Annotated in this window: 15 protein-coding genes; all 15 read right to left on the bottom strand. The window is 55.7% G+C overall.

Annotated features, from left to right (window positions below; all coding sequences use genetic code 11):
* Nucleotides 1–57: 57 nt before the first annotated feature.
* The 15 genes from ACB042_RS00155 to fliQ all read right to left on the bottom strand — a co-directional run bounded on the left by ACB042_RS00155 (nucleotide 58) and on the right by fliQ (nucleotide 15,443).
* Nucleotides 58–930: a chemotaxis protein CheW gene (locus tag ACB042_RS00155; RefSeq protein WP_144712264.1), complete on the bottom strand. Its 873-nt coding sequence runs from the start codon at nucleotides 928–930 to the stop codon at nucleotides 58–60.
* A complete protein-coding gene (locus ACB042_RS00150; RefSeq protein WP_005334696.1) occupies nucleotides 927–1,721 on the bottom strand; it encodes a ParA family protein in 795 nt (264 codons plus the stop codon). The genes ACB042_RS00155 and ACB042_RS00150 overlap by 4 nt, the downstream gene beginning before the upstream one ends.
* A 4-nt stretch (nucleotides 1,722–1,725) precedes the next feature.
* Complete coding sequence (locus tag ACB042_RS00145) at nucleotides 1,726–2,646, bottom strand: flagellar motor protein MotB (RefSeq protein ID WP_144712262.1); 921 nt, start codon at nucleotides 2,644–2,646, stop codon at nucleotides 1,726–1,728.
* 2 nt (nucleotides 2,647–2,648) lie between these two features.
* Nucleotides 2,649–3,386 carry a flagellar motor protein gene (locus ACB042_RS00140; protein WP_064340925.1) on the bottom strand — a complete coding sequence of 246 codons (738 nt, stop codon included), beginning with the start codon at nucleotides 3,384–3,386 and terminating at the stop codon, nucleotides 2,649–2,651.
* A 2-nt stretch (nucleotides 3,387–3,388) separates the two neighbouring features.
* Entirely contained in the window at nucleotides 3,389–4,504 is a 1,116-nt protein-coding gene (locus ACB042_RS00135) for a chemotaxis response regulator protein-glutamate methylesterase (protein ID WP_107683674.1), read from the bottom strand.
* A 32-nt stretch (nucleotides 4,505–4,536) separates the two neighbouring features.
* A complete protein-coding gene (locus ACB042_RS00130) occupies nucleotides 4,537–6,756 on the bottom strand; it encodes a chemotaxis protein CheA (protein ID WP_371177527.1) in 2,220 nt (739 codons plus the stop codon).
* An 11-nt stretch (nucleotides 6,757–6,767) separates the two neighbouring features.
* Nucleotides 6,768–7,508, bottom strand: coding sequence for a protein phosphatase CheZ (locus ACB042_RS00125; protein ID WP_005353668.1), 741 nt, complete (start codon nucleotides 7,506–7,508; stop codon nucleotides 6,768–6,770).
* Nucleotides 7,509–7,520: 12 nt separating this feature from the next.
* Nucleotides 7,521–7,904, bottom strand: coding sequence for a chemotaxis response regulator CheY (gene cheY, locus ACB042_RS00120; RefSeq protein ID WP_013723552.1), 384 nt, complete (start codon nucleotides 7,902–7,904; stop codon nucleotides 7,521–7,523).
* Nucleotides 7,905–8,015: 111 nt separating this feature from the next.
* On the bottom strand, nucleotides 8,016–8,735 hold the full coding sequence (locus tag ACB042_RS00115) for an RNA polymerase sigma factor FliA (RefSeq protein WP_019444723.1): 720 nt from the start codon (nucleotides 8,733–8,735) through the stop codon (nucleotides 8,016–8,018).
* Entirely contained in the window at nucleotides 8,728–9,570 is an 843-nt protein-coding gene (locus ACB042_RS00110) for a MinD/ParA family protein (RefSeq protein ID WP_370510289.1), read from the bottom strand. The genes ACB042_RS00115 and ACB042_RS00110 overlap by 8 nt, the downstream gene beginning before the upstream one ends.
* Nucleotides 9,571–9,604: 34 nt before the next feature.
* Entirely contained in the window at nucleotides 9,605–11,029 is a 1,425-nt protein-coding gene (gene flhF / locus ACB042_RS00105; RefSeq protein ID WP_371177526.1) for a flagellar biosynthesis protein FlhF, read from the bottom strand.
* A gap of 16 nt (nucleotides 11,030–11,045) precedes the next feature.
* Nucleotides 11,046–13,148 (bottom strand): flagellar biosynthesis protein FlhA, encoded by a 2,103-nt coding sequence (gene flhA / locus ACB042_RS00100; protein ID WP_371177525.1) that lies wholly within the window; start codon nucleotides 13,146–13,148, stop codon nucleotides 11,046–11,048.
* Nucleotides 13,149–13,256: 108 nt separating this feature from the next.
* On the bottom strand, nucleotides 13,257–14,387 hold the full coding sequence (gene flhB, locus ACB042_RS00095; protein ID WP_144712254.1) for a flagellar biosynthesis protein FlhB: 1,131 nt from the start codon (nucleotides 14,385–14,387) through the stop codon (nucleotides 13,257–13,259).
* Nucleotides 14,380–15,177 carry a flagellar biosynthetic protein FliR gene (fliR, locus tag ACB042_RS00090; protein WP_064339691.1) on the bottom strand — a complete coding sequence of 266 codons (798 nt, stop codon included), beginning with the start codon at nucleotides 15,175–15,177 and terminating at the stop codon, nucleotides 14,380–14,382. The genes flhB and fliR overlap by 8 nt, the downstream gene beginning before the upstream one ends.
* Nucleotides 15,174–15,443, bottom strand: coding sequence for a flagellar biosynthesis protein FliQ (gene fliQ, locus ACB042_RS00085; protein ID WP_076491417.1), 270 nt, complete (start codon nucleotides 15,441–15,443; stop codon nucleotides 15,174–15,176). The genes fliR and fliQ overlap by 4 nt, the downstream gene beginning before the upstream one ends.
* Between the last annotated feature and the right edge of the window lie 26 nt (nucleotides 15,444–15,469).

The following is a 15,469-nucleotide window of genomic DNA, read 5'->3' as shown; positions in this document are numbered from 1 at the left end:
TTTATGAAAACGTCTACTGCTAAAACTAGCAATAAAACAGCTCGATTGCAGAAGTTATCAGCGACCTTCTATGTTAACCCCACGCTCCAGCAACAGGAGCAATTCGCGGACGTGTAACAGGGCACACATTTTTTCTTTAACCATGCCCGCCAACCAGGGGCGCTTGCCCTCCTGATGGCGCCATTTCACCTGGTCACGGTGTAACAATTCAGTCCCTTTGAGATGGTGGCAGGCTAATCCCCACGGCGATTCACCAAGCATAATCAGATACTTGTAATCATCCATCTCGAGATGCTGACCCGGCATGACCCACTGGGCAGTATCGACCACATTCATCTTCTGCTCGCGAGAGGTCATGATCCCCTTGTACCAGCCCGGCTGGCCAAACAGGGAGGTGATCTCGCCCAGCTGATGAATACCACCCAGCTCGGTCAACGGGACCGCAAACGTCACACCCGCGACTTCAAAGAAAAGGGCCTGAAACTCTTTGCCGGTATCGATATTTTCCCAGGCGACCGGTTCACTGGCCTCTACCGGAGCAACCTCCAGCGCTGTCTCGGTCAGGATAGTAGTATGGGGCTCCGCAACCTCGGGGAGCAGCACCTCCGCAGGCCACTCAGGCTCCACCGGCAACAGTGACTCCTCCGCCACAATCTCCAGCGGAGTGGTGAGTGTTATCTCCTGGGTGAAGGCATCATTTTCGAACTGGACTTGTCCCACCTGAGCCAATAGCTCACCAAGTTGGACAAGCCGTGGATCGCTTTCGAGGTAAGGTGCGGCGACTACCTCAGGGACGCTTTGGGGCTGACGTTGCAACTGTAAAACAGGGGCGGATTGAGCCTCTTCCACCTCATCCAGCACCAGTGGCTCATCGAGCAGCAGGGAGTGGAAATAGTCATCCATCGCCCGAACTTGAATGGTATCTCTCATGCCGTCACCTCATGAACCCGTTGCCGCTCAAGGGCATCAAGATGGTTGAGCAGCGTTTCATATGCATAGGTTCCACGACTCCCGGGAGAATAGATAGACGGGGGGATATGCAGCAAGCTGGCATCCCGAAACTTGGTATCAATAGGGATCACCGCATTCCACACTGAATCTCCATACTGATCCTTGATCGACTTCAAGGTCATCAGAGAGGCACGGGTGCGCTTGTCGAACATGGTCGGGATCACGGTATAACGGAACTTGTCACGCTTGGAACGCTGCATGATCTCGAATGTTTTCATCATCCGCTCCAACCCCTTGAGGGCCAGAAATTCGGTCTGGACAGGCACCAGAATGCGATCGCAGGCAGCCAGCGCGTTGACCATCATCACTCCCAGCACTGGCGGGCAATCGATCAGCACGTAATCATATTGATCCTGAATGCGCAGCAGTGCCCGTTTCAGTACCAGTCCCATCCCCTCACGATTGCCCATCACCCGATCAAGAGTTGCCAAGGTAATAGATGCTGGCAGCAAGTTGATATTTTCGAACTTGGTCTTGAGCGTCAGTTTATTGACAAGCTCGGCTGTCGGTTTGACAGCTTGAAACAACTCATAGAGGGTTCCATCCAGGCGATCTGAATCAAAATCAAGATATGCAGTCAGCGAAGCATGGGGGTCGGTATCAATCAACAGCACCCGCTGGCCACGCTGGGCCAGGATCCCCGCAAGCGAGACCACTGTGGTGGTTTTACCCACACCACCTTTCTGGTTGGCAACCGTCCAAACAATCACTGTATCAATCCTGCCTTGTTGTTATGCGTATGCCACCACCGGGCAAGGTGATCACCTTTATCTCCCCCGCATCCACCGCCTGTTGTACAGCAGGAACCGGTTCAGCAACTACCGTAGGCGTTGCAACCACAGGTGCTGGCGGCACCCAGGCAAATTTGGAGATAGCGACCACAACCTTGCGATTCTGCAGTCTGCCCTGCTCGCTGCCGTTGTCAGCAAAGGGGGAAAACTCGCCATATGCCTCGAACGCCAGACGCTGGGGGGCGATCCCATCTGCAATCAAACCATTGAGTACCGCTTCGGCCCGAGCAGCAGAAAGCGCCCAGTTAGAACGATAAATTTCATTATTTATCTGTTGGTTATCGGTATAACCCCGAACCCTTACATAGTTATCGACCGGTTTGAGAATACTTGAAAGAGTATTAATGACCGGTGCAGCGTTTGGTCCCAAAAAGGCACTGCCGCTGCCAAACAGCAAGCCGGAACTGAGTTCAACCGTCAGCCAGTTCTCATCTTGCGTCAGTTTGACGATACCGGCATCCACCAGCGAGCCCATGCTCTGTTGCAACTGCATATCGAGTTTTGCAAGTGTCGCGCCATCTTGCAGCACTGGCACACCAGAAATGGGAGCAAGTGAAGGAGAGGGGGATGCTGGGCTTTCCAGCAACGATGGAGAGGCAGATACCGGGTTATCCAGCAGGGAATTATCCTGCCCTTCGAGCAAGCCATTGCCGCCAGACTGCATGACACTGAACGCCTGGCTCATACCATCAATCACCGCGCGATACTTGTCCTTATTCACCAGCGCAACAGAGTAGAGCACCACGAACAAGGCAAAGATCAGCGTCATATAATCGGCATAGGAGACCAGCCAACGGTCAAGATGCTCGCGACCCTGCAAGTGCAACCGATAGCGCTTGCGCATGGCTACTCTCCTTTCAAATAGGCCCTGAGCCGGCGTTCAACCTGCAAGCCGTTTTCACCATGGGCGATAGCCAGCAGCCCTTCCAGGGTCATCTCCTGAAAGAGTGCATAGTGATAGTGAAATGCGCGTAGCCGGTTGGCGATAGGCAGGTAGATGAGGTTGGCAAACCCCACTCCATAGATGGTTGCCACAAATGCCACTGCGATACCCGCCCCCAGTGCTGAGGGGTCTTCGAGATGAAACATGGCCTGGATCAGGCCCAGCACGGCACCGATGATCCCGATGGTCGGACTGTACCCCCCCATGGCTTCAAATACCCTGGCGGCATGTTCATTGCGCTCCTGTTCGATATCGATGTCCGCTTCCAGCAGCATACGGATATCCTCTGTGGAGACCCCATCGACAATCATGCCAAGCCCTTGACGGGTAAAGTTGTCCTCCTCCTGCTCGGCCTGATTTTCAAGGGCAAGCAGCCCTTGCTGGCGCGCAAAAACGGCCCATGACTGCAACCGTTCGGCCTGCGTCGCAAGATCTTGGCGGGGAGGGATAAAAATCCATAACAGCTGGCGCAACGCCAGCAGGATGTACTTGGCTGGAGTCTGCAACGTGACGGCGCCGACGGTACCACCCAGCACGATCAAAAAAGCGGGGCCGTCCACCAGCGTCAACAGGGAGCCGCCATGCCACAGTTGGGCAATGGCAATAGCCCCCAATGCCAGGAGCAGACCGAGCAAGCCCATGATTAGCGCCCCAACTCAACCAGAATACGCTGGGCCACCTTGTCCAGAGGGAGTGATTCGCTGGCAATCCCCGCTTTGGCTACTGCTTGGGGCATACCATATACCACGCAGGAAGCCTCATCCTGAGCCCAGATGGTTGATCCCTGCTCTTTCAGCAGTCTGGCGCCATCACGGCCATCTGCGCCCATACCGGTCAGCACAATCGCCAGTACCTTGTCGGCATAGGTTTTGGCCGCAGAGGCAAAGGTGATGTCCACACAAGGCTTGTAATTTACCTTGTCGTTGCCATCCACGATGCGAATGCGAGCCCCTGCACCACGACCTTCCAGCAGCATCTGTTTGCCACCGGGAGCAAGGTAGGCATGCCCGGGTTTAAGCACATCGCCATCTTCCGCTTCCTTGACGCCAATCTGACATAACCCGTTGAGACGGGCAGCAAACGCGGCAGTAAAAGTGGCTGGCATATGCTGGATAAGCAGGATGGGATGAGGAAAATCCCCCGGCAACTTGGTCAGCACATTTTGCAAAGCAACAGGTCCGCCGGTAGAAGTACCGATCGCCACCAACTGATAACTCTTGCCACTGCGCTTGAATGAAGCACTTGGCACAGTACGTTGCAGGTCAGGCTGACGATCTGAAGTTCTGGGCACAGTGCTGCCCAGAGGAGCACGAGCAACCGGTTCAGGTGCTTTGGGGCGAGCAGCGGATGTCATCAGGAAGCGCTTGCGGGAGATCTCCTTCACCCGTTGTTGCAACAGTCTGACCGCTTCATCTTTGTCTCTGGCAATGTCCTCAAACTTCTTGGGCAAGAAGTCTAGGGCACCGGCGTCCAGCGCATCCAGCGTAGCCTTGGCCCCTTCATGGGTCAGGGAGGAGAACATCAGAATGGGGGTTGGGCACTTGGCCATGATCTCCCGCACCGCACTGATGCCATCCATCACGGGCATCTCTATGTCCATGGTGATCACATCAGGGCGCAGTGACAGCGCCTTGTCCACCGCCTCACGTCCATTCTGGGCCGTATCAATCACCGTCAGCATGGGATCCTGATTGATGATCTCGCTCACCCGACGGCGAAAGAAGCTCGAATCGTCGACAACTAATACCTTGACTGCCATTGTTGTTTTTCTAACTCCTTGGGCCTGAGCTATTAATGTCTACGCGCATATGCTTTGAGCAGACTCGGCACATCCAAAATAAGAGCAATTCCGCCATCACTGGTAATGGTCGCACCGGCCATGCCAGGGGTACCTTGCAGCAGGTTATCGAGTGGCTTGATCACCACCTCTTCCTGACCAATCAAGCTATCTACCACAAACCCGATTTGCTGAGAGCCAATCTGCACGATCACCACATGTCCGGTATCCTGACGTGAACGCTTGTTGGCGCCACGAATCAACCATTTATGCAGATAGAAGAGCGGTATCGCCTTCTCGCGTACAATGATGGTGAGCTGACCATCAACCATGTTGGCCTTTTTCAGATCAAGATGGAAAATCTCGTTCACACAACCAAGGGGAAGTGCGAAGGTCTGCTCACCCACTTCAACCATCAGAGTCGGCAGAATGGCTAGCGTCAACGGAACCTTGATTTCGAGACGGGTACCTTTCCCCCAAGTGGAATCTATGTGCACTGACCCATTGAGGCTGACAATGCTGGTTTTAACCACATCCATTCCGACACCACGACCAGAGATATCGGAGATCTCGGCCTTGGTTGAAAAGCCCGGAGCAAAGATCAGGTTATAGGCATCGTTGTCGCTCATGCGAGCGGCAGTATCTGCATCCAGAACACCGCGACTGATTGCGATGGACTTGAGTTTCTCAGGATCCATCCCTGCCCCATCATCCTCGATGCAAAGCAGAATATGGTCACCTTGCTGGGAGGCGCTAAGGGTTATAGTCCCTTGCCGCGGCTTGCCCGCTTTCTCCCGCACATCTGGCATTTCGACCCCGTGATCGCAGGAGTTGCGAACAAGGTGAACCAGAGGATCGGCGAGCGCCTCCACCAGGTTTTTATCCAGATCTGTCTCTTCCCCCACCATCACCAGCTCAATCTCTTTCTTGAGGGTTCTGGCCAGATCTCGCACCACGCGCGGGAAACGACCAAATACCTTCTTGATTGGCTGCATGCGGGTTTTCATCACCGCACCTTGCAGGTCAGCCGTTACCACATCCAGATTGGCAACCGCCTTTGACATCTCTTCATCATTACTGGCAATACCCAAGCTCACCAGCCGGTTACGAACCAGTACCAACTCACCTACCATGTTCATGATGACATCGAGGGTCTTGGTATCCACCCGCACCGTCGTATCGCTTTGCACGGCACTATTTTCTGCTGGCGCAGGCGCCGCCTTGGCGGCAGGCACTGGTGCCTTGGCTGCTTCAGCGGGTTTTGCGGGGGCTGCCGGTGCTGGTTTGGCAACAGGAGTGGCCGGTTTGGGCGGAGTCACCGCAGCAGGTGCCGCAGGTGCCGCAGGTGCCGCAGGTGCCGCAGGTGCCGCAGGTGCCGCAGGTGCCGCAGGTGCCATAGTACTCTGAGGCCCTTGACCACGACCATGCAATTCATCAAGCAGGCGTTCAAACTCATCATCATCGATAAGCTCGTCCACCTCTTTTTGCACCGACTTCAGAGGATTCACCTCTGGCGCCCCCATGTGCTGTCCCTGGCCATGGAGCTGGTCCAGCAAGGCCTCAAACTCATCATCGGTGATATCGCCAGAGCCACCCGCTATCGGGACTGCTGCAGCCGTCTTGGTCGGTGCCCCCCCCACGCCGTGGAGCTCGTCCAGTAGACGTTCAAATTCGTCTGCAGAAATTTCATCGATCGAGCCGCCGCCATTGACAGGAGCAGGCTCGCTGCTGATGGCTGTGGGTTCAACAACTTCTGGAGCAACTTCTTCAACAACTACCGGTGCTGCAGGTTCAGATTCTACAACCGCAGCCGCACTCGTAGCAGTGCGCAGTTGCTCTTCCCCTTCCGGCTTGCACAACTCATGGAGGTCATGAAGCAAATCATCTGACGCAGGGCTGGGTGCTTCGCGATTTTGAACCTGGGCGAACATGACATTGATGGCGTCCAGCGCTTGCAGGATCACATCCATCAACTCCGCTGTAACGGTTCGCTTGCCATTACGCAAGATATCGAACACGTTTTCCGCACCGTGGCATACATCCACCAGTTCACCGAGCGACAGAAAACCTGCCCCCCCTTTCACGGTATGGAAACCGCGAAAGATGGCATTCAACAGGTTCTTGTCATCGGGCCGCTTTTCCAAGTCGACCAGTTGTTCAGACAACTGTTCCAATATTTCGGATGCTTCGACCAGAAAGTCTTGCAGTATGTCTTCATCAACTTCGAAGGCCATGCGTCACTCCATTAGAATCCCAAGCTAGACAGCAGATCGTCCACATCATCCTGACCATTGACCACATCGGCACGAGCCTCGGGGTTCATGATAGGGCCCTCTGCTTCAATCCCGTTGACAGGAATACTACGAGTTGAATGCTCAGCAGAAGCCTCACCAAACATGGTCAGCATTTCTATTAATTTTGTTTCAACTTCCTGAACAAGCTTGATGACCTTGCGGATCATCTGCCCTGTCAAATCCTGAAAATCTTGTGCCATCAGAATTTCTGTCAGCAGTTGCCGTAATTTATCGGCATCAGACTCTGAAGCCTTAATAAAATCATCAAGTTGGTGACATAAGGATTTGAACTGCCCCACGCTCATGTCACGAGACATCAGGGCATTCCAGTTCGGCATCACCAGCTGGATATTGTCATTCAGGCGATCCGCTATCGGCAAACTGGCTTCCACCGCATCCATTGTGCGATTGGCCGCTTTGTCGGTCATATCGATAACGTAGCTCAAGCGTTCCCGAGCATCGGGAATATCATGAGTAGCCAAATCGGGAATACGGGGATCGAGGCGAAATTCTTGAAGTGAATCATGCAGTTGTCGGGTCAGCTGACCTACTTTTTCAAACAGATCGGCTGCGTTGGGGGCACATACTTCGGCAAGCAGTTCATCGGCCAGCTCAAATTCGCCTTGCTCCAGATGAGCAACAAGCATCCTTGCCTGGTCGAGCGAAATCATTGCTCTCGTTTTGGCCATCATCCCTGCAGCTCCTTAGCCAATTCGTTCGAAAATTTTGTCGAGTTTTTCTTTGAGCGTTGCTGCGGTGAAGGGCTTGACGATGTAACCGTTGACGCCAGCTTGGGCGGCTTCAATGATCTGCTCACGTTTGGCTTCAGCGGTTACCATCAGTACCGGCAGATGCTTGAGCTTCTCATCGACACGGATGGCTTTAAGCAGGTCAATACCTTGCATGCCAGGCATGTTCCAGTCGGTAACTACAAACTGAAAGTCACCATTTTTCAGCATCGGCAGCGCTGTATTGCCGTCATCCGCCTCATGGGTATTGTTGAATCCCAAGTCGCGCAGCAAGTTCTTGATAATCCGGCGCATCGTTGAAAAATCGTCAACAATGAGGATTTTCATGTTCTTGTCCAAAATTCCCTCCTAAATAGCCACCAGAGTGGCTCACTTACATGATGCTAAAAACGGGTTGTGTCGTGCGGATTATGCCTTAGAGTTTCATCTCAGTGTAGCCAGTACAAACACTTATAGATGCCAATCTCTCAAACGAGCACGCAATCTGTGCATTGCCTGACTGTGGATCTGGCTCACACGCGACTCGCTGACATTCAAAACCTCGCCAATTTCACGCAAATTCAGCTCTTCATCGTAGTAAAGAGAGAGAACCAAAGCTTCTCTCTCCGGTAGACGACCAATTTGCTCGGATAATTGAATCTGAAATCGCTCGGCAGCCAATTCATCGAATCCCGAGCCTGAAGGGGCGTCATCGGGGTTGCCGATCACATCCTCGCTGACCCCCAAATCTTCGATGCCGATAATTTTTCCGCAGGAGACGTCTTGCAGCATCGCATGGTAATCAGCGATGGAGACACCCATCTCGGCAGCAACCTCGGTATCTCGCGCGTCACGCCCGTGAGTCTGCTCGACATTCTCGATCGCCTCTGCAATAGCGCGACTGTTGCGATGCACAGAGCGGGGTACCCAATCACCACGCCGGATCTCATCCAGCATGGCGCCTCGGATGCGGATCCCGGCATACGTCTCGAAGCTGGCCCCCTTGCTACCGTCAAAATTGCGGGAAGCTTCAAGCAGCCCAATCATACCTGCCTGGATCAGGTCATCCAGCAAGACACTGCTGGGCAGGCGAGCCAACAAATGCTGGGCAATTCGCTTGACCAGGGGAGCATGACGCTCCACCAGCACGTAGGAATCCTGATGACGCAAGTACGCTTGGGCTTTATTCACGGGAACCTTCCTGTGTTGTGGCCGGTTTCTGCAACAAATTTTCCAGGAAAAACTCCAGATGGCCGCCCGGCTGGTTGGGAACCGGCCAGCTCGCCGCCTTGTTGGCAAGGGCCCGGAACGCCAGTGCGGCCGGTGACTTGGGAAACGCCTCGACAATCAGCTTCTGCTTGCGCACGGCGGCACGCAGATTGGTGTCATAGGGTACACAGGCGACCAGCTCCAGGGAGGTATCGAGGAAACGATCCGTGACCCGGGTCAGTTTGGCAAAGAGCTCCTGCCCTTCGCGCAGACTGCGCACCATATTGGCCACCACCTTGAAACGAAACACACCGTGATCTTTTGAGAGGATCTTGATGAGGGCATAGGCATCGGTGATGGAGGTCGGCTCATCGCAGACCACCACCATGATGTCCTGAGCGGCTCGGGTGAAGCTCAGCACCATGTCGGAGATCCCCGCGGCCGTATCCACCAGCAGGATGTCGACCTGGGTCTTCATCTCGCTGAAGGCACGGATAAGCTCGGCATGCTGCACCGGAGAAAGCTCGACCATGGACTGGGTGCCTGAGGTCGCAGGCACGATCATCATGCCGTAGGGACCTTCGACGATGATATCGTCGATGGTGCATTCACCCGCCAGGACATGAGAGAGGTTGCGATGAACCCGCAGCCCCAGCATGACGTCGACGTTGGCCAGACCCAGGTCGGCATCCAGCACCATCACCCGCTTGCCTTGGGCGGCCATGGCTCCGGCCACGTTCAGGGTCACGTTGGTCTTGCCCACGCCACCTTTACCACCGGAAACGGCGATTACTTTTACTCGATTGTTTTGACGCATTTTGCGCAGACCACTCGCCTGATCCATATACATGTTACTCATAAAACTCCGAATCTTCGGCCTCGCCAAAGCCTGCGCCCCAGAAATAGGGCTCCTCTGTTTCTCGCTCCAGCGAGCCCATGGCAGCCCCGACGAGCTGCGCCGCATTGGCAACCTGAATATCTTCCGGAACCCTTTGTCCGTCAGTGATATAGCTGATGGGCAATGAATTCTGGATACACACGTTAATCACTTCGCCCAGATTCAGACTTTCATCCAATTTGGTAAGTATGCAGCCGCTAAGCGGAATACGCCGGAAATGGTCCACCGCCTCCTGCATCACCCGACGCTGGGACGTTGCCGACATCACCAGATAACTGCGGATCCGCACCTTGGCATTCTTGACCAGGGTATCGAGCTGCTCGGTCAACCGGATATCCCGCTGACCCACCCCGGCCGTATCGATAAGTACCAACCGACGATGGCGGAACTGATAAAGGGCATTGGCCAGCTCTTCGGCATCACGCACCTGACGTACCGGGCAACCCATGATGCGGCCATAGGTCTGCAGCTGTTCATGGGCACCAATCCGGTAATTGTCGGTGGTGATCAATGCCACCTGCTCGGCGCCATACTTCATGGCGAAACGGGCCGCCAGCTTGGCGATGGTGGTGGTTTTGCCCACCCCGGTCGGGCCAAGCAGCGCCACCGCGCCGCCCTGACGCATGATCTCGTCCTCGCTGATCTTGAGCTGGGCCGTCAGCACTTCGGCCAACTGGGCCATCGCCTGATGGATGGACATATCTTCGGGGATCAGTCCCGCCAGTTGATCGGCAAACGCATCGTCAAAGCCCAGTTTCTTGAGCTCCTTGATCAGCAGGGCCCGCATCGGTTCGCGGCGCTCCACCTCTTGCCACATCAGCCCGGAGATCTGGTGCTCCAGCAGTTTGCGGATGCTGGCCATCTCCTTGCGCATCCCTTCCATCTCCTGATCCCGCTGGGCAGGTTGAGGGGCGCGCTGGCCGGACGCAACTCGAGCTTTGGGCTTGGCAGGTTCCGGAGCAGCGCCCCACTGCCCCTGCTCGGCCAATGTTCTGGGCGCTGCATTGACAGCGGCCAGCCCGGCCGATTTGGTATTGCCTATTGGCGCCCCATTGCCCGGCTTGAGCTTCTGCTGGCGCGCCAACAAGGCGGCCAGGGTATCGGCATAATGTTCGTTCTGCTCCTTCGCCGGCGCCGGCTCGGGGCGGATCATCTGCCGTGCAGCAGACGAAATATTGACGCTCTCATCGTTCAGCTGACGGCGAACCGGCGCATCTTTGGGCCCCGGGACCTGGGATTGATAATCGACTGCGGCGACTATCTCTACCCCTCCGGTGACCTTCTTGTTGGACATGATGACGGCGTCAGGCCCGAGAGTCTCCTTGACCTCGGCCAGAGCCGTTCGCATATCCTTGGCAAAAAACCGCTTAATCTTCACCCGTCGTCTCCGCTAACTAGTTCTGCCCTACCGCACTGACGATGCGGATCTGCTTGTCGTCGGGCACTTCCTGATAAGACAGAACGCGCAATCCAGGAATGGCATTCTTGACAAATTTCGCCAGGGTATTGCGCAAGATCCCCGATGTCAGAAGCACGGCCGGTTGGCCTTCCAATTCTTGTCGTTGAGTGGCTTCCACCAGCGAACGCTGCATCCGCTCTGCCAGACCCGGTTCAATACCGGCACCATCACCGCCACCAGCCTGCAGGGATTGATGCAATATACGTTCCAATTCCGGCGCCAAGGTAATCACCGGCAGCTCGGGATCGGGGCCTGCAATCTCTTGCACAATCAGGCGACGCAGGGCAATCCGGCAAGCGGCCGTGAGCACTTCCGGATCCGGACTGCGCGGCGCGTATTCAACCAGGGTCTGCAGGATAGTGCGCATATCGCGGATTGGCACGCCTTCATTGAGCAAATTCTGCAATACCTTCACAAGGTTACCCATGCTGATCACTTCCGGCACCAACCCTTCGACCAGCTTGCTCTGATGTTTGCCAATCATGTCGAGCAGCTGTTGTACTTCGTCATGGCCCAGCAGCAGAGCCGCATGGTTGGTCAGGATCTGGCTCAGATGGGTAGCCACCACGGTCGCGGTATCCACCACCGTATACCCCAGCGTCTGTGCCTGAGATACCATCTCCTTGGCAACCCAGACCGCTTCCAGTCCGAAGGCGGGATCCCGGGTCGCTATCCCCTGGATCTGGCCGAACACCTGCCCCGGATTGATGGCCATCTCCTTATCATGGTAGACATTGGCCTCGCCGGTACTGACCCCCATCAAGGTGATGCGGTATTGGTTTGGCGCCAGATCCAGGTTGTCGCGAATGTGGACGGCCGGGACCAGAAAGCCCAGCTCTTGCGAGAGTTTCTTGCGCACCCCTTTGATCCGGTTGAGCAGCTCACCACCCTGATTGCGATCCACCAGCGGGATCAGCTGATAACCCACTTCCAGCCCGATGATGTCCACCGGCATCACATCGTCCCAGCTCAGCTCTTTCTGCTCATGAGGCTGCTCGGCTGTGGCAGGCAACAGCTCACCCTTGGCCGCTTTGGCGGCTGCCAGTTTCTCGCGGCGCAGCAACCACCAGGCGCCAGCGGCGGCAAGAGCCCCCAGACTCAGGAAGGCGAAATGCGGCATCCCCGGCACCAGCCCCATCATCAACAGAATACCGGCCGAGATGATCAGCGCCTTGGGATTGTCAAATAGCTGGCCTAGTACTGCAGTACCCATGTCCTGATCGGTATTCTGACGGGTCACTATGATGGCGGCTGCAATTGAGAGCAGCAGGGAGGGGATCTGCGCCACCAGACCGTCACCGATGGCCAACAGGGTATAGATCTCGGCAGACTCGCCGAAGGTCAGCTGGTGCTGCATCATCCCGATGATGAAGCCGCCGATGATGTTGATAAAGAGGATCATTACGCCTGCAACCGCGTCCCCTTTGACAAACTTGGAGGCACCGTCCATGGAGCCGTAGAAGTCAGCTTCCTGGGTCACATCCTGTCGACGATTCTTCGCCTCTTCCTGATTGATGAGACCGGCGTTCAAATCGGCATCGATAGCCATCTGTTTGCCCGGCATCGCATCAAGGGTAAAACGGGCACTCACTTCTGCGATCCGCCCGGCCCCCTTGGTGATCACCACAAAGTTTATGATCATCAGGATGGTGAAAACGATGATGCCGACCGCATAGTTGCCGCCGATCACCACGTTACCGAATGCCTCGATCACATGACCGGCCGCCGCACTACCATTGTGACCTTCCAGCAACACCACCCGGGTCGAGGCAACGTTCAACGCTAACCGCAGCAAGGTAGCGAGCAGCAGTACGGTCGGGAAGGCAGCAAATTCGAGGGGGCGGCGAGTATAGACGGATACCAGCAGCACCACGATGGAGAGAGCAATGTTGAAGGAGAAGAGCACATCCAGCATCAACGGCGGGATGGGCAACACCACCATGCCGAGCGCGGCCAATACCAGCAGAGGGGTTCCAAGGCCTTTGCCCAAAACTCCCCGGTACTCTTTGAACTGGCCCAATACTGCCTTGAATTCCATCGCGCTTCTCAAATTTCAACCTGCTGGTGCCAGATTAAAGCAAACATCAAGCCAACAATACAAGGCTTTGAAATTCAATGGATTTATTTTGACTACGTCAGAACTTTGTCATTTGCGATATTCCGTCGGGATGGGGAGATCTTTAGCCAGCGGCTGGGGACGGCGCCCCTGACCACGACGGAATTTCTTGAGCTGGAAGACATAGGCGAGCACCTGGGCAACCGCCGCAAACAGCCCTTCCGGGATCTCGTGGCCCAGCTCGGTTGAGTGGTAAATAGCCCGGGTCAAAGCTGGTGACGGCATGATGGGGATCTCGTACTCTCTGGCGATCTCCCTGATCTTCATTGCAATTTCATCGGTGCCCTTGGCCACGACCTTGGGCGCGGCACCGGGTTTGCCCGCATCATACTTGAGCGCTACCGAGTAATGGGTCGGGTTGGTGATCACCACATCGGCCTTGGGTACATCCCCCATCATCCGGCGCATCGCCATCTGCATCTGCAACTGACGGATCTTGCCCTTTACCTCGGGCTTGCCTTCGCTGTCCTTGAACTCGTCCTTGACCTCCTGTTTGGTCATCTTGAGCTGACGCATGTGGTTCCACTGCTGGAACGGCACATCGATGGCCACGATGGGGAGCAGGGCACAGCAGAGGATGATCAACATCCAGAGAAACAGCTCCAGCGCATCGATAATGCCGCCGGGAAATCCCTCCATGGAGAGGTTGAGCAGGTGATTGAACTGGCTGGATAACATCCACCAGGCAAACAGGGTGATGAACACCACCTTGGCGATAGATTTGACCAGCTCGATCAGCGACTGCACCCCGAACATCCGCTTGAGGCCGCTGAGCGGACTCAGTTTACTGAACTTGGGCATCATGGCTTCGGTGGAGAAGTTCATTCCTCCCATCAGGGTGTTGCCGATAAAGGCGGCAATCGCCACCAGAGCGAACAACAGCCCCAGCGGAAGCACCAGTTCCCCCAGCAGCGCCGGCACCATGGCGATCATGGCATTGGGATCAAAAGCCTGCTCCCTGTCCAGGGTAAAGCCCATGGTAACGACCTTGACCATGGCGGTCGCCAGCGAGCCCTTGAACATCAACAGGCCAAATACCGCCGAGAGCAGAACACAGGCGGTCCCCAACTCTTTTGAACGTGCAATCTGCCCTTTTTCACGGGCCTGTTGCAGTCGTTTGCCCGTGGGTTGTTCGGTACGTTCCTGGTCGGTATCAGCCATGAGCGCCCCCGAAGCACTGGGTGTTGATCAGCTCGCAGCTGACCTCCTGCACCCGCTCCCACATGATGTCGAAGTGGCCGAGGAACCCGCCGATAGTGAGCCAGAGGATCAGCAGACCTGACATCATGCTGACCGCAAAACCGATACTGAAAATGTTGAGCTGCGGCGCCGCCCGGGTCATGACGCCAAAGGCGAAGTTGATTAGGAGCAAGGCGACGATGGCAGAAAGGGCCATCACCAGTGAAGCCTGATACATCACACCGAGAAAACCGATCAGGGTACGGATGGCCGGTAAAGTGAGCCCTGAGTCCGACACCGGCAAGGTCTCAAAACTGAGGATCACCAGCCGCAGCATCACCAGATGACCATCCAGCGCCAGAAACACCAGGGTCGCCAGCATCAGATAAAACTGACCCACCACTGGTGCCGACTGGCCATTCATCGGGTCCACCAAGGTGGCAAAACCGAGGCTGGTCTGCATGGCGATGACCTGACCGGCCATCACGAAGCTCTCCATCAGAAACTGGGTCATCAGGCCGAGGGCAATTCCGATCAGCAGTTGCTGGCCCAATACCAGAAAGCTGCCGGCAGAGAAGAGCTCGATAGGGGGCATTTTCGGAAGCAGCGGGGCAATCAGAAAGGTGATAGCAAGAGCCAGCCCCATCCGTACCCGCGCAGGAGCAAGGCGGCTGCCGAACACCGCCATCACCATCAGCAGACTGCTCACCCGCGCCAGCGGCCAGAGGATGGAAGACAACCACTCCATGATCAGAGCGGTTGTGTAGGTCATCCCACCACCTCGGGGATTTGATTCACCATCAGTATGAAGAAGTCCATCAGACTCTGCAGACCCCAGTGAGCACCAGCACCCAGCGCAAACAGTGTCACGATGAGACGAGGCAGAAAGCTCAGGGTCTGTTCGTTGATGGAGGTGGCCGCCTGAAAAATGGCTACCACCAGCCCGATAGCGAGGCTGGGCAGAATCACGGCCGTCACCATAATGGTAACTAGCCAGAGCGCCTCGCGAAAGACGTCGATAAAGGTTTCAGGACTCATGTTCGGGGGCTCCTTGCACTAGACCG

Source organism: Aeromonas sp. S13(2024), from assembly GCF_041402405.1.
Taxonomy (GTDB): domain Bacteria; phylum Pseudomonadota; class Gammaproteobacteria; order Enterobacterales; family Aeromonadaceae; genus Aeromonas; species Aeromonas veronii.
This window is presented reverse-complemented; position numbering and strand designations above follow the sequence as displayed.